This window comes from Faecalibacterium intestinale (assembly GCF_040096575.1).
GTDB classification, from domain to species: Bacteria; Bacillota; Clostridia; order Oscillospirales; family Ruminococcaceae; genus Faecalibacterium; species Faecalibacterium intestinale.
Map to the genome: position 1 here is coordinate 22109 of NZ_JBBMEN010000004.1, position 20972 is coordinate 43080.

Genomic DNA, 20972 nt, shown 5'->3' on the forward strand with positions numbered 1-20972 from the left:
TTTTTACTCCTGTAAAATTTTCAACTGCAATTCGTCCAGTTGTTCAAAAGTATATAGGCGGTTAAAGGCCTCCACCAGTTCCTTTTTGGAAAGGCGCGGCGGCAGGCCCAGCGCGTTCAAGAGTCTGGCCTTGCGCTCGGCGCTGCCGGGCTTGCCGGAAAGCCCCCACTCGTACAGATCGGTGTAGGTGATCTGCCGCCCTGCCGGGCGCACCGGCGCGGCACCGGCTTCCGCGCCCAAGGCGTCCAGCAGCGCCTGCCGCACAAGGGCATCGTCCACGCCCTCTACCCCCAGCAAGCCCTCCTTGCCGGGCTGCGCCTTGCGTTTTTCCTTGCCGTGGATGGCGGGCACATAGGCCTGCACCACGTTCTGCGCACCCACCATGTTGGTGATGTAATTGCGGATGCGGAAGCCTGCCGCGTCCGAATCCGTGAGTAAGATCAGGCCGTTTTTCTGCGCCAGCGCCCGGAACAGCTGCTGGCGCTGTTTGTCTTTATAAATGCCAAAACCATCCGTCAGCAGGATCATGGCATCGGTCAGGTGCGCCAGACGGACGGCATCGTACTTGCCCTCCACGATCAGCACGCGGTCGGTATGGATCATCTCGTTTTGCATCATCTTCCGCTCCCCGCCAGCGCCAGACGGCACAGTGCTGTTTCCAGCAGTGTCTGCGCCGCCACAGGCTGGCTTTTCAGGCTTTGATCCAGCTCCAGCAGCACCTGCAAGCAGGCTTCCAGCTGGGGCAGGGTGTAGTGGGCGGCAGTCTCTGCCGAGCGCTTCAGCCGGTAGTCGCTGCCCTTATAGCCAAAATCCTTGTGCACCGCGCTGTAATTTTTCCGCTTTGCCGCCCCAAGCTTTACCCGGTACAGATCCACATAACTGCCGATCATGGCTGCTGTAATGGCAATGGGCTCCTGCTGCAGCCGCAGCAGGGTCTGCAGCTTTTTGCAGGCTCCGGTGGCGTTTTTGGCAGTGATCATGCGGATCATCTCGAACACATCCGCTTCAAGGCTCACTGTGCCCATCTCTGCCACCATAGAGGCGCTCACGGTCTGGTAGCCGGACAGGGCACAGAGCTTGTCCACCTCGTTTTCCAGCAGAAACGGGTCCTCGCCGCAGCGCTCCAGCAATGCGGTGGCTGCGCCGTCCGGCAGGGTTGCGCCCTGCGCCTTTGCGCGCTCCATCATCAGATTTTTCAGTTCAAAGGGGCGGGGCTTTGCCAGTTCCTCTGCGTAGCCGATGGCTTTGCACTGAGCTTGCAGCTTTTGCGCCTGCTTGCCCAGCTTGAGTTTGCTGCGCTCCAGCGGGAACACGCTGCCCAGCACCGCCACGGCGTTTTCCAAGCTGGAAAGGGTGCTGCACAGTTCGTCCAAGTCCTTGCTGCCGTAGGCGGCGGGGTCTATTTCCGGCAGCACCACCACGCGCCGGGTACCAAAAAAGGAGATGGTGCCCGCTGCCATGATGAGCTGCTCCAGCTCCGGGGCAGCGCCGTCCAGGATGGTGGCGTCCTCGTCGCTGTCTGCCGACAGCACCCGCACCGCCGCCGCCACTGCCTGCCGCACCAGATACCGCTCGCTGGAATAAAAATAGTAGACCGGGCAGCCCTTGTCGGCCAGCTGCCGGAGTTTTGCTTCCGTGGCCATGCAAATGCCCCTTTCCTGTTATAAAATGCTCCTTGTATTGTACCACACTCGGCCCGGATTGCAAAGCGCTACCCTAGTTTTTCGCCACCGGTGCGGCGCAGGCTGAGGGAGGCGGTGTACTGCGTTTCCGGTGCCATCCAGCTGTAGCTGCGCAGCGCCAGCAGCTTTTGATACCGCACCGTCTCCGGCTTTTTCGGCGTAGCGATCAGCCACTCCGTTTGCAGCGGCTGCGCCAGCTCTGCCCTGCCGCTTAAAGTTACAAACTGTCGGTTGCCGATGCTCAGCCTTACCAGACACCCTTCCCGGGTGCGCAGCAGTTCCACCGCCGCCGGGGTGCAGCGCAGTTTGCGTGCTGTGTTCACCGGCAGACGCTCTGCCCGGATGCCCTGCTGCGCGGGCAGGGTGCAGGCGGTTTTTGCATTCATGCGCAGGTCTGCCACCAGTTCCACGGTGCGCACGCCCCGCCGCGCCAGCTGGTTTTCCACCGCACGCTGGGCGGCGCTGCCGCCCCGGAACAGCACCACCGCTCGGTCGTTCTGGGTAACCACTACCGCAGGTGCCTGTGCACTGCCCACAAGGTCGATGTGCACCACGTCCCGGCTGAGGGCGTTCCCCAGCCCGATGCCCACCGCTGCTGCCAGCAGGATGCCCGGCAGAGCCACCCGCAGACGCACCCGCCAACGGAAAGCCAGCACCCCAAGCCCGCACAGCAGCAGACAGACCAGTGCTGCGTAGGCGGTATCAAAGTAGATGGACGCCCCGGGCTTTGTGCAGAGCCAGACCGCCCAGCCATTCAATAGGCCGGTGAGCAGGTCTGCCGCCCGGGAGAGTACCCCGTGCACCGGTGCCAGCCACGGCACCAGTCCCATAAAAGCTACTGCCAGCCCCAGCAAAAGCAGCGGCTGCACCATCCACAGCACCGCGATGCTGGAGACCACCGCCCATGCGCTGACGCTCAGGCCCCGCAGCACCAGCACCGGGAAGGTAGCCGCCGAGGCGCAGGCGGCAATGCAGGCGCTCTCTGCAAGACCCTGCAAACGCTCCGGCAACCTATTAAACCACGGGCGCCTGACCGGCTTTTGCAGGTTCTCCCCGGCTTTGATCCAAAAGCGTCTGTCGTGGGCATCCCGCATCCAGCGGATGCAGGCACCACCCGCCACCGTGCCCGCCACTGCTGCAAAGGAAAGCTCAAAGCCGATATCCCACACCGCATAGCTGTTGACGGCGGTCATCAGGATGCCTGCCGCCGCCAGCGAGGTGAGAGTATCCGCCGGGCCCCATACCCACACACCCAAGGCGCTGACCCACACCGCCACGGCGGCGCGGCGCACCGAGGGTGTAAAGCCGGTCACCCCCATCAGCACCAGCGCCAGCAGACTTTTCCAGACCGTGCGCCGTCTGCGGCTGCGGTAGCTCTGCTCCCAGCGATAGGGCAGCAAAACGCTCAGGATATCCCCGCACAGGATGGAAACGTGCATACCGCTGACCACCAGCACATGGGAAAGCCCCGCGCCCCGGTAGGCGCTGCGCAGCTGCGCCGAAAGCCCGCTGCGGTCGCCCACCGTCATGGTAGCCAGCACGCCGCCGGTGTCCCGGTGCATCTCCCGGCGCAGGCTCTCGCTCAGTTTTTGCTGCAAGCGGTGGGTGCGGGCACGGAAGCTGCCGCTCTCGCCCAGCACGGTAAGCTGTGGTTTTTCCGGTACAGGCTCTGCCTGCAGCGCGATGCCGTCTGCATACTGTGCCGTCCGTTCTTCTATGTCCGGTTGTTGCAGCGTGAACCAGCCCTGCACCCGCTGCCCTGCCGCACAGGCGGGCAGTTCTGCACAGGTGATGCGGAAGCCTGCACGTCTGCCGTTCACGCCTTCCACCCACAGGGTCGCGTCCACTGTGTCCGAAAAATAGGTGCTGTCCGCGCGCTCCACCTCAGCAGTCAGCAGCACGGTGCGCCCGGCGTAATTTGCCCGGGCACGCTCCAGCCGGGCGTTTGTAGTGTACACCGCGCAAAGCCCTGCCAGTGCACCCAACAGCAGGCAGACCGCCAGCTTGCGGCTGCGGCGTGGGATGCAGAGCAGCAGCAAAAAGGCAACAAAAAATGCCGCAAACGGCATAAAAAGCTCCGTTTGCGGCAAAAAAGTCCACAGGAAACTAAGGCCCATCATTCCGGCGCAGAACGCGCAGAGCGGGCGGCGCATCCCAGCTTAGTGGAAGAACAGGGGCAGCGGCTCAAGGAAGATGATATCCTTGCGCTCGGAAGCATCGCCCTCGGCCAGAACAGCGGCCTGACCCACGATGGTGCACTGGGTCTTTTCAGCCAGCGCGTCCAGCGCCTTCAGAGAGCCGCCGGTGGAGATGACATCGTCCACCACCAGCACCCGCTTGCCGTTCATCTTTTCCAGCTCTTTGCGGTCGATGACCAGCTTCTGCTTACCGGCAGTGGTAATGGACTGATCCTCCACCACCACGGGATCCGGCATATACAGCTTGACACCCTTGCGGGCGCAGATGTAGGGCTTGCCGCTCTGACGGCTCATCTCGTGTGCCAGCGGGATGCCCTTGGCCTCGGCGGTGAGCAGGATATCAAAATCCGGGCACTTCTTCAGCAGCTCCGCAGCGGCGGCCACGGTCAGCTCGGCATCGCCCAGCATGATGAAAGCGGCAATGTCCATGTGGTCGTTCACCTTGCAGATGGTCAGCTCACGGGTCAGGCCTGCAACGTGCAGGGTATAAGTTTCAGCCATAATCAAAATCTCCCTTTCGTATTGGAATCAGACAGGCAGTTTTTCGCCGCCCAGAACATGGAAATGCAGATGCTTCACGGTCTGGCCTGCGTCCTCGCCCACGTTGGAGATGATGCGGTAGCCGTTTTCCAGCCCCTGCTCCTTGGCCAGCTTTGTGATGACGGTGAAGATGTGGCCCAGCAGGGCGGCATCCTCTTCAGTCAGCGCAGCGGCAGAGGAGATGTGCTTGCGGGGGACCACAAGGAAATGCACCTTTGCCTGCGGGTTGATGTCATAGAATGCCACCACCTGGTCATCCTCGTACAGCTTTTTAGAGGGGATCTTGCCCTCTGCGATCATGCAAAACAGACAATCTTCCATGGGGGAACACTCCTTTCTGCTTCTACAAAAGCCCGCCGCCCCGGCGCGCATCCGGCACCGGGCGGGGACATGGATCCTTTTTAGCCCAGAGCCTTCTTGACGATGGCGCTCACAGCAGCCAGTGCTTCATCGATCTTGGTCTCGTCCTTCAGACCTGCCATTGCAAAGTCCGGCTTGCCGCCGCCCTTGCCGCCTGCGATAGCGGACAGCTCCTTGACCAGCACACCAGCCTTCAGGCCCTTTTCCTGTGCCAGCTTATTCACGGTAACGGCCATGGTGATCTTATCCTCGGCCTTGCCCACCAGAACAGCCACCACGGGGTTCACGGCCTTGTCACGGATGCTGTCGCACATACCGCGCAGGGTGTCGCCGGTGGTACCGGTAAAGTATGCAGAAGCGATCTTCACGCCGTCTGCTTCCTCGGCATTGTCGAACAGGCTGTCCACCTTGGAAGCGGCGATCTTTGCCTTCATCTCCTCCAGCTCGCGGCTCATGGCCTTGTTCTCGGCCATCACAGCCTCGGCACGGGCGGGCAGAGAAGCCACGTTGTTGGCCTTGAGGGTGTTCGCCACATCATGCAGCATAGCTTCCTGCAGGTTTGCACGGATCAGCAGGTTGCGGCCGGTGACAGCCTCGATACGGCGGATGCCGGCAGCCACAGAGGACTCGCTGACGATCTTGAAGCCGCCGATCTGGGCGGTGTTCTTGACGTGGGTGCCGCCGCAGAACTCGGTAGACCAGCCCTCGATATCCACCACGCGGACCACCTTACCGTACTTTTCGCCAAACAGAGCCATTGCACCCAGCTTCTTGGCTTCCTCCACCGGCATCTCCTGCACGGTGACGTTCATGGAATCGAAGATCTTATCATTGACGATCTTCTGCACCCGTGCCAGTTCCTCGGGGGTCACGGCGCTGAAGTGGGTAAAGTCGAAGTGGGTGATGGAGGCATCCTGATAGGAACCAGCCTGATGCACATGGTCGCCCAGAACCTCACGCAGGGCAGCCTGCAGCAGGTGGGTAGCGGTGTGGTTGCGGGCAATGGCCATGCGGTAGCCCTTGTCCACCTGTGCGGTCAGCACATCGCCCACCTTCACAATGCCGCTTTCCAGCACGCAGGTGTGGACGTAGTAGCCCTTGGGGGTCTTTTTCACGTCCAGCACACGCAGGCTGCACTCAGCACCGTTCAGCACGCCGTGGTCTGCAGCCTGACCGCCCATCTCAGCGTAGAAGGGGGTCTTATCCAGCACCACCAGCACGCCGTCCTTTGCTTCCTCGTCGGTGGCAATGGCATCGGTCAGGGTCTCTTCATCGCTCAGCGCCACAACAGTGCCCTTGTCGGTCAGGGTGTCGTAGCCGGTAAAGACGGTGGGCTCGGCTTCCAGTGCGCCGAACAGATCCTCGCTCCAGCCGGAGATGTTCTTCTTCAGACGCTCGGCGCGGGCGCGCTCCTTCTGCTTCTTCATCTCTGCATGGAAGCCGTCCTCGTCGATCTCCAGACCCTGCTCGGCGGCGATCTCCTTGGTCAGATCCAGCGGGAAGCCGAAGGTATCGTTCAGCTTGAAGGCGTCCATGCCGCTCAGCAGCTTCTGGTGTGCCTTCTCCAGACGGTCGATCATGTTGTTCAGGATGTTCATGCCGGCATCGATGGTGCGGGCAAAGTTTGCTTCCTCGGTGCCGATGACCTTCTTGATATAGGCGTCATGCTCGCGCAGCTCGGGGTAAGCGGACTCGCTGGACTGGATGACAGTCTCCACCAGATCCACGAGGAAGGGGTGGTCGATGCCCAGCATCCGGCCGTGGCGGGCAGCGCGGCGCAGCAGACGGCGCAGCACATAGCCGCGGCCCTCGTTGGAGGGCAGGATGCCGTCAGACACCATAAAGGTGCAGCTGCGGATATGGTCGGTGATGACGCGGATGGAGATATCGGTCTTGGGGTCCTGCTTGTAGGTCTTGCCTGCAATGTGCTCCACATGATGCAGCACGCTCTGCACGGTATCCACCTCGAACAGGTTGCCCACGTTCTGCATCACGCAGGCCAGACGCTCCAGACCCATACCGGTATCAATGTTGGGGCGTGCCAGACGCTCGTAGTGACCCTTGCCGTCGGCGTCGAACTGGCTGAACACGAGGTTCCAGATCTCCATATAGCGGTCACAGTCGCAGCCCACGCCGCAGGTCGGCTTGCCGCAGCCGTACTCAGGGCCGCGGTCAAAATAGATCTCGGAGCAGGGACCGCACGGGCCGGAGCCGTGCTCCCAGAAGTTGTCCTCCTTGCCCAGACGCACCATGTGGTCCGGGGCAATGCCAACCTTCTTGGTCCAGATATCGTAGGCCTCGTCGTCCTCCTCATAGACAGAGATGTGCAGACGATCCTTGGGAATCGCCATCCACTCATCGCTGGTCAGGAACTCCCATGCCCAAGGGATGACCTCGTCCTTGAAGTAATCCTGGAAGGAGAAGTTGCCCAGCATCTCAAAGAAGGTGCCGTGGCGGGCAGTGATGCCCACGCGCTCGATATCCGGGGTGCGGATGCACTTCTGGCAGGTGGTCACGCGATGACGGGGCGGCTCCTCCTGTGCCAGGAACCACTTCTTCATGGGAGCCATACCGCTGTTGATCAGCAGCAGGCTGGGGTCGTTCTTGGGTACCAGGGGGAAGCTGTCCAGACGCAGATGACCCTTGCTTTCAAAGAAGCTCAGGTACTTTTCGCGCAGTTCATTCAAACCGGTCCATTGCATAGATCTTTCTCTCCTCAATTGTCTTTGGCGCTCAGACGCCGTTTTTTATGCTGTTATGGCAGAGGGGCGGCACGGTGAAAAAACAAAAAACAGCCCTCATCCCAAAAGGGACGAAGGCTGCTTGTGCATCAAACTCCGTGGTACCACCCAAATTGCAAAGGATAACGTGTCCCCTGCCGCTTTCGGCGCATTAACGCTGCGCAGCGTCCGGTTTACATTCGCCGGAAGCTCCGGGGTGGCGCGAAATGATCCCGACCGGAGCACCTTACAGCCGTGGGCGCTCTCTCTGGACGGTGGTGTGTGCATTTCTGACCCCATCATTGCCATCTGTCATAATTTTACATTCCGCAAGGTAGGCATAGTGCCCCTTTGCGTACAGCTAAATTATAGCATACGCAAAACGTTTGTCAACGGTTTTGAGCAAAATTTACGGTACCCAGATGCGGTCTGCACGGGTTATCTCGCCGTTTTGGATGGTCACGGTCGTGTTTCCTGCATTCCACCCATAAGCATCTTCTTCATTGCTCATTGCATCACAAACCGCCCGATCTCCCTTTACGATCACTGGGTCGGCTTCAAAGTCTGCTGCACCGTCCGATAGTTCGATATCGTCTGCCATAACAAGTTGCTTAACCACTCCAACTTCATAATAAGCGGGAAAATCATCCCATGTCAGAGTCCGGTAGTGGTCATCCTCTTTGCATAAGTCAATACCACCTTCTTCTATTCCACCGTTGATGGTCACATAGTTGTTTTCTCTCTCAACGCTTTCCACTGTTAGGGCTGTAATTTCCTCTGTCCCGTTTAGATGTGTTATAATGGTATCTCCTTCGCTCAATGCTTCAATATCTGCGGCTGTGTACCGGTCATAGTCGTATACAACAGCATTGTTGATGGTATTCTTGCGTTCACCGACCCATACTTTATCGCTTTCAAAGCTGATGTGATAAGTGCCATCCGAAAGTGGGTCACTCAGTAAAACACCTTGCATTGGGTGTACTTCCGTTTTTTGCGCCTCCGAAGATGTCGTGCTTGCCGCGGAAGCCGCTGTGCTTCCAGCCGTGGAACTGGACGCCCCACAGCCCACCATTGTTATTCCAATAGCCAAAAGCACAGTAAGTGTCACTATTTTATGGTTCCATCTCATACGAAAACCTTCTTTCTCTTGCTTGACGGAACGTTTCCGTTCCGCTACAATAAAAACGAATCAAGAACCCATTCTATTGCAACTGATTTTAAGATAGAGAGGAATTTCCCGTGAAAATTTTAAAAGTAAAGTGTCTTGCCCCCACCCGGCTGGACAATTATCTGACCCAGCAGTACCCCGCCCTGACCCCCGGCCGCCTGAACAAGGCACTGCGGGAGAACAAGATCAAGCTGAACGGCAAAAAGCAGCCGCTTTCCACCCGCGTGATGGCAGGCGATGAGATCAAGCTGTTCATTCTGGACGATGTGCTGGACGCCGACCGCCGGGTGGAAGGCCCCGCGTGGAAGAACGCCCGCACCCCGGCGCAGGTGGTGTACGACTGCCCGCAGATCCTGATCGTGAATAAGCCCGCCGGCGTTGCGGTGGACGGCCCGGAGGACGATACTCTGCTGAACCGTGCGCTGCTGTACCTGAACAAACAGGGCGAGTACAAAGAGAACGACCTGTACACCCCCGCCTTGTGCCACCGGCTGGACACCGGCACCAGCGGCCTTGTGATCATTGCCAAGACCCCGGAGGCTGAGGAGCTGTTCCTTTCTGCCATCAAGAACCGTGAGGTGCAAAAGACCTACCTCTGCGTCACCTTTGGCCGTCCCATGCCGCCGGACGCCACCTTGGGCGGCTACCTGCTGAAGGATGCTGACCGCGGCATCGTGAAGATCGTGGAGGACAAGCAGCCCGGTGCCAAGGAGGTGGAGACCCGGTATGAGACCATCGCCGTCTCCGGCCGTCTGGCCCTGCTGAAGGTGCAGCTGATCACCGGCCGCACCCACCAGATCCGCGCCCACATGGCAAGCATCGGCTGCCCCATCCTTGGCGACAGCAAGTACGGCAACAACAGTGCCAACCGGGAGCTGAAGCTGAAGTATCAGGCGCTGTGCGCATGGGAGCTGACCATGCCCCGCTTCACCCAGCCGGACTTTGCCTTCCTCAGCGGCAAGACCTTCCACGCCCCGAAGCCGTGGTATTACCAGCAGGTGCTGGACGGCACTTTGAAGTAACAAAAAAGGAGATGTCCTGCCGGGCATCTCCTTTTTGTTACTTATAATAGAAACCTCAGACCCGCACCATATCCGGGGTGATCTCCGCCAGCGTATGGGCACCGCACATCTGCATGGTGTCGGCCAGTTCTCCAGCAAGCTTATCGATGTAGCACTTCACGCCCTCTGTGCCGCCGCCGTAGACAGCAGTCACGAAGGGGCGGCAGATCAAAACGCCGTCTGCTCCCAGCGCCAGCGCCTTGAACACATCCACACCGGTGCGGATACCGCCGTCCACCAGCACCTTCACGCCGGTGCCCTTGAGGGCTGCGGCGATCTCCGGCAGCACCTCGGCGGTAGCGGGGCACTGGTCCAGCACACGGCCGCCGTGGTTGGACACCACGATGGCGGCGGCTCCGGCCTGCTTTGCCTTCAGTGCGCCCTTGACGGTCATCACGCCCTTGACGATGAAGGGGCGCTCTGCCAGCTGCACGATCTCGGCCAGTTCCTCCACGCTCTTGCTGCCGGCGGGCGGGGTCATGTTCTTCAGGAAGGGCAGACCCGCTGCATCCACATCCATGGCCACGGCAAAGCAGCCACTGGCCTTGGCCTGTACCATTTTCTCGCGGATGGTGTCGATGTTCCACGGCTTGATGGTGGGCACACCGCAGCCGCCCGCAGCGCCGATGGCGCGGGTAGCCATCTCCATCACGGTGGGGTTGGTGCCGTCGCCGGTAAAGGCAGCAATGCCGTTTTCGGCACAGGCGCGCACCAGCACATCGTTATAGGTCATATCGGTGTAGGTATCAGAGTAATGCAGGTTCACTGCGCCCACGGGGCCCGCAAAGAAGGGATAGCGGAAGCTTTTGCCGAACAGTTCCAGTGTGGTGTCCGGTGTACCGCCGGGGCACAGGGTATCCATGTTCACCCGGATATCGGCCCACTTATTATAATTGCGGATAGCGGTATCGCCCACGCCCTTGGCACCCGGGCCGGGGATCTGGTTTTTACAGGCCACGCCGTTGCACACCGGGCAGGCCTTGCAGTATTGACCAATGCAGGTACGGGCATTGGCAAGCACTTCAGGATAAGTCATAAAAGCATCCTCCTTATATTTCCCGCCGCTGCGGCACAAAACGACCCGCCGCAGCGCTCTTTGCCCTCAATATAGACCTATTTTAAAGGTGCGTCAAGGGCTTTATGTGCTTTCCGTCCATGCGGCAGAACGTTTTCTCGCGCTTTTTCGTCACTTTTAAAAAAGTCTGATTTTTTTCAAAAAAATCCTTGACAAAAAGCCTGCTTTCAGGTATTATAGTGGAGCGCCAAAGGCACCCGCCCAAAGGCAGAACAAAAGATGTGGAAAGATGGCTGAGTTGGTCTAAGGCGCACGACTGGAAATCGTGTAACGTGTCAAAAGCGTTCTGGGGTTCGAATCCCCATCTTTCCGCCAGAAACCTGAAACAGAAATGTTTCAGGTTTTTTGTTTTGTCCGCAGTTTGCGGCGCTTGACATTTGCGGGCAGTTCCGTTATGCTGAAACAAATACGTTTTACCGGAAGGAGAGGTTTTTCCATGGCATCTTCCCACAAAAAGCGCACCGGTCTGCGTGCGGCGCTGATCGTTCTGCTGTGTCTGGTTTTGGTGTGCGCGGTGGCTGCGGCAGTGCTGTACAGCTTCGTCAGCCGCAAGATCAAGGCATTCCAGAGCGGTGCCAGCTTTGCGCTGGACTACACCATCACCTCCACCGAAGCAGAGCCCCCTGCCCTTTACGCCCTGCTGGACAAGTTCGGCGGTACCACCGGCAGCCTGACCGGCCAGTACACCCCCCGGGCGGTGCAGCTAGCGCTGTACCCGACGGGCACCAGCACCGTCAACGATGCCCCTCTGACCCGGATGTACATCAGCGAGGAAGAGACTCTGTACGATGCCGGACAGCTGTACAACAAGCTGCGCAGTACGGTTGTAGCCGAGTATCCGCTGGCAAGCCTGCTGCTGCCGGGCTGGTCGCTGGGCAGCTATATCTCCCAAGACCAGCTAGCCACCCTGCTGGGGGTAGACCCCGCCGCCACCGGCTTGCAGCAGGTGAATGACTTCCAGCTGGATCTCAAGCAGCTCAAAACCGCGCAGCCCGCCAACGCCAAGGAAGGCTACCTCTACCTTCAGCTGCCGAACCTCACTGCCGGGGAGGGCGCGCCGCAGCTGATTCTGGGCATTGAAAAGCAGGGTCTGCTCAAGACCCTGTCCCCCAAGGTGCATATCCTGCTGGACGTGCCCGCCCACCACATCCATGCAGAGCTGACCGGCACGGTGACTGCCGCCCAGACCGTGGTGACCGCTCCCACCTCCCGGATGCAGGACTCTGACGTGGAAAGCCTTGTGCAGCTGCGCAAGACCATCGAGAGCATCGTGCAGTTCGTGCAGAGCGCCGCCCAGAGCGATGATGCTGCCGCCCCTGCTGCATAAAAAAGCTTCTATAAACGAAAAAAAAATCGGACAGACCGCGGTCTGTCCGATTTTTTTGCGTTTTATGATCTCTTACTTCTTTACGGTCTTTTTGCAGGGTGCACGCTTTGCCTTGGGCTTTGCGGCGGCGGGGGCAGTCTTAGCTTCCGCAGCAGATGCAGCCTTAGTTGTAGGAGCAGTAGTCTCAGCCTTGGTCTCCACAACGGGCGCAGCCTTCACCTCTGCGGCGGGGGCAGCTGGCTCTGCCTTTGCCTTCTTCACGACGGGCTTTTCTGCCTTGACCGGCTCTGCGGCCTTTGCGGTGGGAGCAGCGGACTTCTCCTCCACCTTCTTGGCGGTGCGGGGCTTGCGGGCTGCGGGCTTTTTGGCGGGAGCGGCTTCCTTGGCCGGTGCGGACTTCGTCTCGACAGCGGGTGATGCCTGCTCAGCCTTAGCGGCACGCTTTACGCGGTCCTTTACCTCAGAGATGACCCACAGCTGGTCGCCACCGCCGGGCACTTCCTGCCAGATCTGCAGCACAGCGCCCACCTCGGCACCCATGCCCACGGTGTCCACGCACTTGCCACCTGCCCAAGAAGAACGCAGACGCACGGTTCCCTCCGGGGTGTGCTCTACCTTCCACATCTGGGACGTGCCGCCCACGTCCTCCCACAGATGCAGCCAAGTGCCGTTGGCAGTGCCGGTCATGGTCAGATCCAGTAACTTGCCGGAAGCGCGGTTGCGAATGCGGTACACGCCATCGCCCTCGCGGACAAAGCTCCACTCCTGTTCAGGCTTGTGGTCGTACTTGCCCAGACGGACAGTGCCGCCATCCTTGCTGCCTTCCACTGCCTGAATGACATTGCCGGTGTGAGCGGCAATGGTATAAAAGCGGTCAGCCTCGATCACAGTTTGTGCTACGGATTTCATGTACAAATCCCTCCCAATCATAAAATGCACAGATTTTTCCAATTCCTTCTTATAAAGAATACCACATATCGTGATTTTTCACAAGCAATTCGACAATTCTTTAGCACTTTATATAGAAACCACCCTGTTTTCGCCTTCTTTTTCGCCCCTTCGCAGGGGAGAAAGGGCCGTTTTTCTCCCTCTCGACATTTTGCCGCAACTGCGTTATACTGTTTTTACAAAGCTTATCTGCCGCTCTGGAAGGGGCGGTTTTCTCGTTTTTGAAGGAGGATATTTTTCCATGACCCAGCAGGACCGCACTGCGGTGCAGTATCACAAAATGACCGAGACCCCTATCCCCCGGCTGATCCTCAGTCTGGCCGCGCCCACCATTTTAAGTATGCTGATCACCAGCATCTACAATCTGGCCGATACCTTTTTTGTAGGGCGCATCTCCACCAGCGCTTCCGGCGCGGTGGGCGTCGTTTCCAGCCTGATGGCTATCATACAGGCGCTGGGCTTTATGCTGGGGCACGGCTCCGGCACCATCATCAGCCGCCGCTTGGGCAGTCAGGATACCCACGCCGCCACCCGCTTTGCTTCCACCAGCTTTTTTACGGCGCTGGCCTTTGGCGTAGTGCTGGCAGTGGCTGGCCTCGCCACCCTGCTGGACTTCATGATGTTGCTGGGCAGCACCGAGACCATTCTGCCCCACGCCTGCGCCTACGCCCGCCCCATCCTGCTTGCCGCACCGCTGATGATCTCCAGTCTGGTGATGAACAACATCCTACGGTATGAGGGCAAGGCGAACCTTGCCATGGTCGGGCTGGTCACCGGCGGGCTGCTGAACATTGCGCTGGACCCGCTGTTCATGTTCGGGCTTGGGCTGGGCACTGCCGGTGCCGGTATCGCCACCGCCCTCAGTCAGACCATCAGCTTTGGCATTCTGCTGTATATGTTCCTGCGGGGCAAAACGGTCAGCCAGTTCCGGCTTTCCGCCGTCACCCGGGAGCCGCGCGAGTTTTTGCAGATCCTTGCAGGCGGCGCGCCCAGCTTTGGCCGTCAGGGTCTGAACAGCATCGGCGGGATGCTGCTGAACCTTGCCGCCCGCAGCTACGGCGACGCCGCCGTGGCGGGCATGAGCATCGTGACCCGCATTTTTATGTTCATCCTCTCGGTGGCCATCGGCGTGGGACAGGGCTTGCAGCCGGTGGCGTCCTTCAACTACGGCGCACGCAAGTACCACCGGGTGCGGCAGGCCGCTGTCTTTACCCTGAAAGCCGCCTTTGTGCTGCTGGTGGCGCTGATCGCGGTGTGCTGGTGGAAGGATGAAGCTTTGATTCGTCTGTTCCGGGATGACCCGGAAGTCACCGCCGTGGCGCTGCCTGCCTTCCGTTACCAGTGCTTTGCCGTCCTTTTGCAGCCGGTGATCGTAGTGGCCAACATGACCTTCCAGAGCGTTGGCAAGGCCGGGCGCGCCACCTTTCTGGCCTGTTGCCGACAGGGCGTGTGCTTTATCCCGCTGATCCTTGTACTTCCCCGGGTGCTGGGTCTTGTGGGTGTGGAGCTCTGCCAGCCCATTGCGGATGCGCTCACCTTCTTCATCTCGCTGCCCTTTTTGCTGGCCTTTCTGCGGCAGCTGGAGCAGATGGACAAGGCAGAAGCGTCCCATGCCCCGGCACAGCTGTAATGCAATTGTAACCATTTTTAGCCGCATTTTTCTGCAAGCTCTGCAATGAAAAATGCGGCTGTTTCGTATTCTGAGTGAACGGAAAAATTTTCCTCCCTGTTTTGCAAAGGAGTGTTTTTTATGAAGCGTGTTGTCTTGCGTATCGGCTGCGGGGCAGTCTGCACTGCCCTTGCCCTTACTTTAGGCTGCGGCTGCGCCCTGCTGCCGCCCGCCACCGGCGTGCCGGGCGCTGCAAGCTCTGCCGTTTCTGTGCCCACGGACGACAGCGGCAAGCCCCTGTACGACCCCGCCGTGCTGAACGATGGCCGTCTGCGGGTGCTGTACTGCTATGGCCGTTCCGGGAGCAGCACCATCCTGTGCGGCAGCACCCCGCTGCACCAGGCTGCCCGCAGCGAGAACGTCTCGCTGGTGGAGGACAGTGCCACCGGCATCGCGGACTACTGGCTGCGCAGCTGGTCCGACCCCACCGGCCGGGGCGGACGCCGCACCGCCTTGTACGACAAGACCGGCACTGAGGTGATGTCCTTTGAGGGCGAGCAGAACGCTACCCTGCAAAACGGCCTGCTGGTGCTGCAGGAGAGCCGCCTGATCGATGGCGGATACGTCCCGGAGTCCGGTTATGGCACCTGTCAGGTCATCGACCTTGCCACCGGCGCAGCGCTGCCGGTGCCGGAGGGCGCATACAGCTGCACCCTATGCGGCGATAAGCTGGTGTTCAGCTGCTACGCCCGCCCGGAGGGACTGGACGATTACGACTGGGATACCGACTACCAGCAGAACAGCTGGGTAGTGGTGCAGGAAAAGGACGGCACCCCTGTCTACCGCGCCGATGCCGCCTCGGCATACCGCCTTTTCTACGACAGCGATACCCTGAGCGACTGGGTGGAGCTGGACGTTGCCACCGGAGCCGAGACCACCGACCAGATTTTGTATAACACCCAGACCGGCGAGCAGTACACGGGCTTTTTGCAGGTCTACCCGGGCGGTCTTGCCAGCTTTTCCACCGGCGATGGCCGGTACGAACTGCGGGATATGACCACAGAGGACCGCGGACTGATTGCCGCCTTTGACGAGCAGCCCAGCCAATATTTCCCGGGCTATGTGGTAACATGGCACAGCGGCGAGGATCATGGCTACGAGCTCTATGATCTGGAAACCGGCACCAAGACCCCGCTGTACGATGTGAACACCACCGATAACACCATAGCCGTCTACGCGCTGGACGGCAGCCTGCGGGTGTACAGCAAGGACAACGGCAAGCTGCTGACCGACACCACCGTAGAGCCGGTGGAGCACCAGCAGCGGGTACGGATGAGCAACTACGGCAGCGGCTACGTCTGGCTGAAATTGCAGGACAACGACCGCTACGAGACCACCGCCACCCGGCTGTACGGCCCGCAGGGGCTTGTCAGCGACCTGACCGCCCTGCAGGGCAAATACAGTTACGTCAACTACCTGACCACCGACCCCGACGGCAGACCCATGTTCTACGGCAGCCGCAGCGCTGTGGGCAGCGCCTACGGCAACGTATGCGATGTGCTGGACGCAGACGGCAAGGTAGTATTACAGGGGCTTGCCAGCTGCGCCGGGTACTATTCTAACAGCCTGAACGCCCTGCCCGACCATGTGTTTGCTGCACAACGGGGCTTCTATGTGGGCTGGATGGACACAAGCGGCAACTGGCTGTACTGCCAGAGTATTTTCTCGTCTGCCACTGCGGACGATGAACCGAGTTACGGCTATTGAGTTAGGAGGGCTTTTTTATGAAAAACACTAAAATTTCCCGCCGCAGCTTTCTGCTGGGGCTGGCTGCCTGCTCCGCCGCCGGGGTGCTGACCGCCTGCAAGGGCACGGATGCGCCCTCCGGCAGCACCGCTTCCTCTGCCGCAGAGCAGCCTGCATCCTCTGCTGCTTCCTCGGCTGTGCAGCAGCCTGAGCCGTTCCTGACCGAAGCGGAGTTTCCCCCGCTGGACGGCAGCACCGCCTGCATCCCGCTGATGGCGCAGATGCTGGCCGATACCACCGGCATGGACTTGGAGGAAGCCCGCAGCAGCATTACGGTAAGCACCACCGCCTACGCATGGGAGAACTTTGGTCCGTACGACACCACCACCCGGATGCTGGTGGTGTACGAAGCGCCGGACTATGTAAAGGAAGAGCTGCAGGAGGCCAATGTGGAGCTGGAGCAGAAGCCCATTGGAGTGGACGCGCTGGTGTTCATCGTCAACGAGGACAACCCCGTGCAGGCGCTTACCCGGCAGCAGCTGCGGGACATCTACGCCGGAAAGATCACCAACTGGAAAGACGTAGGCGGCAAGGATCAGGCCATCGTTGCTTTCCAGCGCGGCGAGGACTCCGGCAGCCAGACCCTGTTCAAAAAACTGCTCATTCAGGGCGGCGAACTGATGACCCCGCCCTCTGAGCTGGCACCCGCCGCCATGGGCGAGCTGGTGGACAGCATTGCCGATTACAACAACAGTGCCAACGCCATCGGCTTCTCGGTGTATTATTACATCGACCAGATGTACTCCAAACCCGGGCTGCGTCTGCTGGCGGTGGACGGTGTGACCCCCAGCAACGACACCCTTGCCGACGGCAGCTACCCCCTTTGCAACGATTTTTACGCCGTCATCCACCCGGATGCCGCCGCCGACAGCCCGGAGCGCCGTCTGTACGACTGGCTGGACACCGCCGACGGTATTGCCTGCATCCAGAAGGCCGGGTACGTTCCGGCACAGTCTGCCGCCAAGGCGAATTGATTTTCCATGAATTGACAGCCTGCCCGCATTCTGCTACAATCTAACCAGAAGTTTGTCGAATCCTGTTTAGCAGAATGCCGAAAGGAAGGTCTTACTATGGAACACCCCTCTCACCCGGTAGAAAGCCACTGGCGCACCTCCCTGCGCAACCGCATCATTCAGGCTTCCAGTCTGCTGGAGGTACTGTTGTCCGGCTTAGTGCTGATCGGTCTGCTGTTCAGTGTTGTGCCGCTCATCCGCTGGATGCCCGGCCTGCTGTTCGACGGCAACGAAGCAGAGATCCGCACCTTTCTGGAGCGCAGTCTGGATATCGTGATCGGCATCGAGTTCATCAAGATGCTGGCCAAGCACAGCCCCGGCAGCAGCCTTGAGGTGCTGCTTTACGCCATTGCACGCCATCTGGTGGTGGGGCACGATTCCGCCGTGGAGAATCTGCTCAGCGTTGGCGCGATCGCGCTGATCTTCATCGTGCGCAAGTTCTTTTTTGTTCCGGCCTTCGGTGCGCACCTGCCGGACGGTCACCCCGCGCCGGATCTTACCCCTGCCCAGAGCGGCATCCCCGCCGACTGGTTCCGTCGGCGGCATTCCGAAGCAAAGCCCGAGGAAAAGCCCGAGACGGAAGCGTAAGCGTTTCATCAGCTCCCAAAAAAGCGGCTGCTGCACAGCATTTTGTGCAGCAGCCGCTTTTTATACGCTACAAAATACACGATGCAGCATTTATTTCGTCCGTTGGTTTATGGTGTTCCCCGTGGCCGGAGCAGGCACTGCGGGCAAATATCCACTGCCAGATCTCGCTGGCGCTGAACCGTATCTACACCGAGTGGTACCCCAGCAAGGGCTACACCTTCAACATCACCAACTCCACCAGCTACGACCAGTACTACGTCCATGGGCGCACTGTGTTCGAGGTGATGGTGCGCATCACGGACGATATCTTCAACACCTACCTGCGCAAAAGCGGCACGGTGAACCCCTATTATTCCGAGTACTGCGACGGCAAGTCGGTCACCTGCCCGGGGCTCAAGCAGTGGGGCACGGTGGCGCTTGCCAACAACGGGCGCAGCGCATTGCAGATCTTACGCTACTACTACGGCAGCAGCATCGAGATCGTGCGCACCAAAAATATCCGCTCCATCCCGCAAAGCTACCCCGGCACACCGCTGCGACAGGGCAGCCGCGGCGCGGCGGTGTTCACCCTGCAAAGGCAGCTGAACCGCATTACCAAGGACTATCCCTTCCTTGGAAAGCTGACGGTAGACGGCGTATTCGGCAGCCGGATGGCCGCCACGGTGCGGGCGTTCCAGAAGCAGTTCAACCTGACCGCCGACGGCGTAGTGGGGCGGCAGACATGGTACAAAATCAGCTATATCTATGTATCGGTAAAAGATCTCGCCGAGCTGACCAGCGAGGGCGAGACTTCCACCGGCACCCTGTCCAACGGCACATGGAACGGTACGGTGCTGAGCACCGGTGCTTCCGGCAGCGCGGTGGAGCAGGTACAGTTCTGGCTGAACACGCTGGCGCAGTACGACAGCGCCATCCCCGCCGTAAAGGTAGACGGCGTATACGGCACTGCCACCGCCAATGCGGTGCGTGCTTTCCAGCGCAAATACGGCCTTACCGTAGACGGCATAGTGGGGCAGACCACTTGGAAGGAGCTGTACGACGAGTTTTTGAGCATCCAGTCCGACAACGGCACCCCCAACGCCTACCCCGGCACGCCGCTGCGGGAGGGGTCTGCCGGGCAGAATGTGCGGCTGGTGCAGTTCTGGCTGAAGATCGCCCGCACGGTATACACAAGCCTTGAAAGCGTGACCGTGGACGGAAAATTCGGCGCGGGCACGGCATCGGCGGTGCGGCGGTTCCAGCGCTACTTCGGGCTGACGGCAGACGGGGTGGTGGGGCGCACCACATGGCAAAAGCTGTACGAGGTGTACAACGATATTGCCAACCGGCTGCTTTCCTCCTCCCTGCGCCCCGGCGAATACCCGGGCGTGCTGCGCACCGGCTCCACCGGCACAGCGGTGCGGGAACTGCAATTTTACCTCTACCTCATGAGCGCCTACGAAAGCAGCATCCCGCCGGTAAGCATTGACGGAAAGTTCGGCGCAGATACCGAACGGGCGGTGCGGGCGTACCAGCGGTTTGCGGGGCTTACCGTGGACGGCATAGTGGGGCGTACCACATGGAACTCCCTCTACGGCCGCGCCAGCCAGCTGCGCTCCTCCGGCCCGGTGGTCACCTTAAAGCGTCTGCCTTACCCCGGCACCCCGCTGACGGTGGGCAGCAGCGGTGATACCGTGCTGTACTACAATCTGCTTTTACAGCGCATCGCCTATTATTTTTCCAGCGTGGAAGCTCCGCCCCTTACTGACCGTTATACCGATGAGACTGCCGCCGCCACCCGCAGCGCCCAGCAGCTGCTGGGGCTGGAGCAGACCGGCATTGCCGATGCCGACACATGGACGGCGGTGGAAGCGCTGAGCTTGCAGCTGGCTGCTCACGCCCCGAACCCCGACCGGGACACCCCTCCCGGCACCGCTTACCCGGGACGCGCCATCGCCGAGGGCAGCGCCGGGCAGGAGGTGGGACAGGTGGAGCGCTGGCTCAACCGCCGGGCACAGCTTTCCTGCGGCGAGGACTATGTGGCCGACAACAACCGCTTTGGCGCGGCAGACGCCGCCGCCGTGCGGGCTGTCCAGCAGCAGGCGGGGCTGCAGCCGGTAAACGGCATCGTGTACCGGGAAACATGGCACGCTTTGCAAGCCCAGTGCACCGACCCCTGCGGCTGCGAGAAGGAGGAATGAGGGATGGCACGCCTTTTGATCTACGACGCCTACGAAAACAAGGTGTACACCTACGCAAACCTGAACGAGAACGACCCCATGCCTTACAGCACCCTGACCACCCTGCGGCTGCGGGAGTTCCGGGGCAAATCGTCCAGCCCTACCCTGTGGACCACCATTGCCGCCATGGAGGCGTGGAACCTGACCCGCCGCAAATACGGCAGGGGCATCCCGGTGGGGTACGCCTTCCGCCGCATCTGGGAGGGCGGTCACGGCACCCGCAGCCAGCACTATGCAGGGGTAGCGTTTGACGTAGGGCAAAGCCTTGAACAGCGCCAGCGCACCGCCATTTACAACGCCGCCCGCGCTACCGGCGCATGGGGCTATGTGGAGCCGCTGAGCCAGACCCCCACATGGGTGCACTTTGACCGCCGCTACGGCACCCCGGCCTGCAGCGGTACCACCGCTGGTTACCCCACCCTGCGCCGGGGCAGCCGGGGCTGCTATGTCATGGTTTTGCAGGACGCACTTTCCACCCTTGGCTACCAGACCGGCAGCCGCATCGACGGTATCTTTGGTGCCCGCACCGAGCAGGCTCTGCGCGGTTATCAGAAGCGCACCAGTCTGCGGGTGGACGGCGTGTGCGGCTGCGACAGCTGGAAAAAGATCTCCACCGCCGTCATCGGCATCGGACGCACCAAAACCACTATTGACTAGC

17 protein-coding genes and 1 tRNA gene are annotated in these 20972 nt (G+C 60.3%); 9 read left to right on the plus strand and 9 right to left on the minus strand.

Annotated elements, in window-relative coordinates:
• Positions 1–3 precede the first annotated feature (3 nt).
• The 7 genes from WMO20_RS04595 to WMO20_RS04625 all read right to left on the minus strand — a co-directional run bounded on the left by WMO20_RS04595 (position 4) and on the right by WMO20_RS04625 (position 8629).
• Complete coding sequence (locus WMO20_RS04595; protein ID WP_270193058.1) at positions 4–618, minus strand: ribonuclease M5; 615 nt, start codon at positions 616–618, stop codon at positions 4–6.
• Positions 615–1643, minus strand: a complete 1029-nt coding sequence (holA, locus tag WMO20_RS04600) for a DNA polymerase III subunit delta (RefSeq protein WP_349185993.1) — start codon at positions 1641–1643, stop codon at positions 615–617. Before holA ends, WMO20_RS04595 begins: the two co-directional genes overlap by 4 nt.
• A gap of 68 nt (positions 1644–1711) precedes the next feature.
• A complete protein-coding gene (locus WMO20_RS04605) occupies positions 1712–3751 on the minus strand; it encodes a ComEC/Rec2 family competence protein (protein ID WP_349185994.1) in 2040 nt (679 codons plus the stop codon).
• 90 nt (positions 3752–3841) lie between these two features.
• On the minus strand, positions 3842–4381 hold the full coding sequence (locus tag WMO20_RS04610; protein ID WP_005921321.1) for a phosphoribosyltransferase family protein: 540 nt from the start codon (positions 4379–4381) through the stop codon (positions 3842–3844).
• A 27-nt stretch (positions 4382–4408) separates the two neighbouring features.
• On the minus strand, positions 4409–4741 hold the full coding sequence (locus tag WMO20_RS04615; protein ID WP_349185995.1) for a histidine triad nucleotide-binding protein: 333 nt from the start codon (positions 4739–4741) through the stop codon (positions 4409–4411).
• 80 nt (positions 4742–4821) lie between these two features.
• The gene (alaS, locus tag WMO20_RS04620; RefSeq protein ID WP_113992392.1) at positions 4822–7482 is read right to left on the minus strand and encodes an alanine--tRNA ligase; all 2661 of its coding nucleotides are present in this window, start codon (positions 7480–7482) and stop codon (positions 4822–4824) included.
• A gap of 427 nt (positions 7483–7909) precedes the next feature.
• Positions 7910–8629, minus strand: coding sequence for a hypothetical protein (locus tag WMO20_RS04625; protein ID WP_242983181.1), 720 nt, complete (start codon positions 8627–8629; stop codon positions 7910–7912).
• 110 nt (positions 8630–8739) lie between these two features.
• On the opposite strand from WMO20_RS04625, the gene WMO20_RS04630 reads away from it, so the two are divergent.
• Positions 8740–9690, plus strand: a complete 951-nt coding sequence (locus WMO20_RS04630) for an RluA family pseudouridine synthase (RefSeq protein WP_097782507.1) — start codon at positions 8740–8742, stop codon at positions 9688–9690.
• A 55-nt stretch (positions 9691–9745) separates the two neighbouring features.
• On the opposite strand, the gene WMO20_RS04635 is transcribed toward WMO20_RS04630, so the two are convergent.
• Positions 9746–10765, minus strand: coding sequence for an alpha-hydroxy-acid oxidizing protein (locus WMO20_RS04635; RefSeq protein ID WP_349185996.1), 1020 nt, complete (start codon positions 10763–10765; stop codon positions 9746–9748).
• Between the two features lie 262 nt (positions 10766–11027).
• On the opposite strand from WMO20_RS04635, the gene WMO20_RS04640 reads away from it, so the two are divergent.
• Both WMO20_RS04640 and WMO20_RS04645 read left to right on the plus strand, forming a co-directional pair.
• Positions 11028–11119: transfer RNA gene (locus tag WMO20_RS04640), tRNA-Ser, on the plus strand.
• A gap of 121 nt (positions 11120–11240) precedes the next feature.
• Positions 11241–12131, plus strand: a complete 891-nt coding sequence (locus WMO20_RS04645; RefSeq protein ID WP_349185997.1) for a hypothetical protein — start codon at positions 11241–11243, stop codon at positions 12129–12131.
• A gap of 72 nt (positions 12132–12203) precedes the next feature.
• On the opposite strand, the gene WMO20_RS04650 is transcribed toward WMO20_RS04645, so the two are convergent.
• A complete protein-coding gene (locus WMO20_RS04650) occupies positions 12204–13040 on the minus strand; it encodes an RICIN domain-containing protein (protein WP_349185998.1) in 837 nt (278 codons plus the stop codon).
• Positions 13041–13320: 280 nt separating this feature from the next.
• Between WMO20_RS04650 and WMO20_RS04655 the strand changes: the two genes are divergently transcribed.
• From WMO20_RS04655 to WMO20_RS04680, 6 genes are all read left to right on the plus strand, one after another.
• Positions 13321–14709, plus strand: coding sequence for an MATE family efflux transporter (locus WMO20_RS04655; protein WP_349185999.1), 1389 nt, complete (start codon positions 13321–13323; stop codon positions 14707–14709).
• Between the two features lie 120 nt (positions 14710–14829).
• Positions 14830–16455, plus strand: coding sequence for a DUF5046 domain-containing protein (locus WMO20_RS04660; protein ID WP_349186000.1), 1626 nt, complete (start codon positions 14830–14832; stop codon positions 16453–16455).
• Between the two features lie 17 nt (positions 16456–16472).
• Positions 16473–17468 (plus strand): substrate-binding domain-containing protein, encoded by a 996-nt coding sequence (locus WMO20_RS04665; protein ID WP_349186001.1) that lies wholly within the window; start codon positions 16473–16475, stop codon positions 17466–17468.
• 96 nt (positions 17469–17564) lie between these two features.
• Positions 17565–18095: a transporter gene (locus WMO20_RS04670; RefSeq protein WP_349186002.1), complete on the plus strand. Its 531-nt coding sequence runs from the start codon at positions 17565–17567 to the stop codon at positions 18093–18095.
• A 44-nt stretch (positions 18096–18139) separates the two neighbouring features.
• On the plus strand, positions 18140–20275 hold the full coding sequence (locus tag WMO20_RS04675) for a peptidoglycan-binding protein (protein ID WP_349186003.1): 2136 nt from the start codon (positions 18140–18142) through the stop codon (positions 20273–20275).
• Positions 20276–20278: 3 nt separating this feature from the next.
• A complete protein-coding gene (locus WMO20_RS04680) occupies positions 20279–20971 on the plus strand; it encodes a peptidoglycan-binding domain-containing protein (protein ID WP_349186004.1) in 693 nt (230 codons plus the stop codon).
• Position 20972 lies beyond the last annotated feature (1 nt).

Excerpts from the sequence above, each read along its gene's own strand:
- WMO20_RS04680 (WP_349186004.1), top strand. The coding sequence starts at position 20,279 with ATGGCACGCCTTTTGATCTACGACGCCTACGAAAACAAGGTGTACACC.
- WMO20_RS04660 (WP_349186000.1), top strand. The coding sequence starts at position 14,830 with ATGAAGCGTGTTGTCTTGCGTATCGGCTGCGGGGCAGTCTGCACTGCC.
- WMO20_RS04610 (WP_005921321.1), bottom strand. The coding sequence starts at position 4,381 with ATGGCTGAAACTTATACCCTGCACGTTGCAGGCCTGACCCGTGAGCTG.
- WMO20_RS04645 (WP_349185997.1), top strand. The coding sequence starts at position 11,241 with ATGGCATCTTCCCACAAAAAGCGCACCGGTCTGCGTGCGGCGCTGATC.
- holA (WP_349185993.1), bottom strand. The coding sequence starts at position 1,643 with ATGGCCACGGAAGCAAAACTCCGGCAGCTGGCCGACAAGGGCTGCCCG.
- alaS (WP_113992392.1), bottom strand. The coding sequence starts at position 7,482 with ATGCAATGGACCGGTTTGAATGAACTGCGCGAAAAGTACCTGAGCTTC.
- WMO20_RS04605 (WP_349185994.1), bottom strand. The coding sequence starts at position 3,751 with ATGCCGTTTGCGGCATTTTTTGTTGCCTTTTTGCTGCTGCTCTGCATC.
- WMO20_RS04635 (WP_349185996.1), bottom strand. The coding sequence starts at position 10,765 with ATGACTTATCCTGAAGTGCTTGCCAATGCCCGTACCTGCATTGGTCAA.
- WMO20_RS04595 (WP_270193058.1), bottom strand. The coding sequence starts at position 618 with ATGATGCAAAACGAGATGATCCATACCGACCGCGTGCTGATCGTGGAG.
- WMO20_RS04665 (WP_349186001.1), top strand. The coding sequence starts at position 16,473 with ATGAAAAACACTAAAATTTCCCGCCGCAGCTTTCTGCTGGGGCTGGCT.
- WMO20_RS04670 (WP_349186002.1), top strand. The coding sequence starts at position 17,565 with ATGGAACACCCCTCTCACCCGGTAGAAAGCCACTGGCGCACCTCCCTG.
- WMO20_RS04615 (WP_349185995.1), bottom strand. The coding sequence starts at position 4,741 with ATGGAAGATTGTCTGTTTTGCATGATCGCAGAGGGCAAGATCCCCTCT.
- WMO20_RS04650 (WP_349185998.1), bottom strand. The coding sequence starts at position 13,040 with ATGAAATCCGTAGCACAAACTGTGATCGAGGCTGACCGCTTTTATACC.
- WMO20_RS04625 (WP_242983181.1), bottom strand. The coding sequence starts at position 8,629 with ATGAGATGGAACCATAAAATAGTGACACTTACTGTGCTTTTGGCTATT.
- WMO20_RS04655 (WP_349185999.1), top strand. The coding sequence starts at position 13,321 with ATGACCCAGCAGGACCGCACTGCGGTGCAGTATCACAAAATGACCGAG.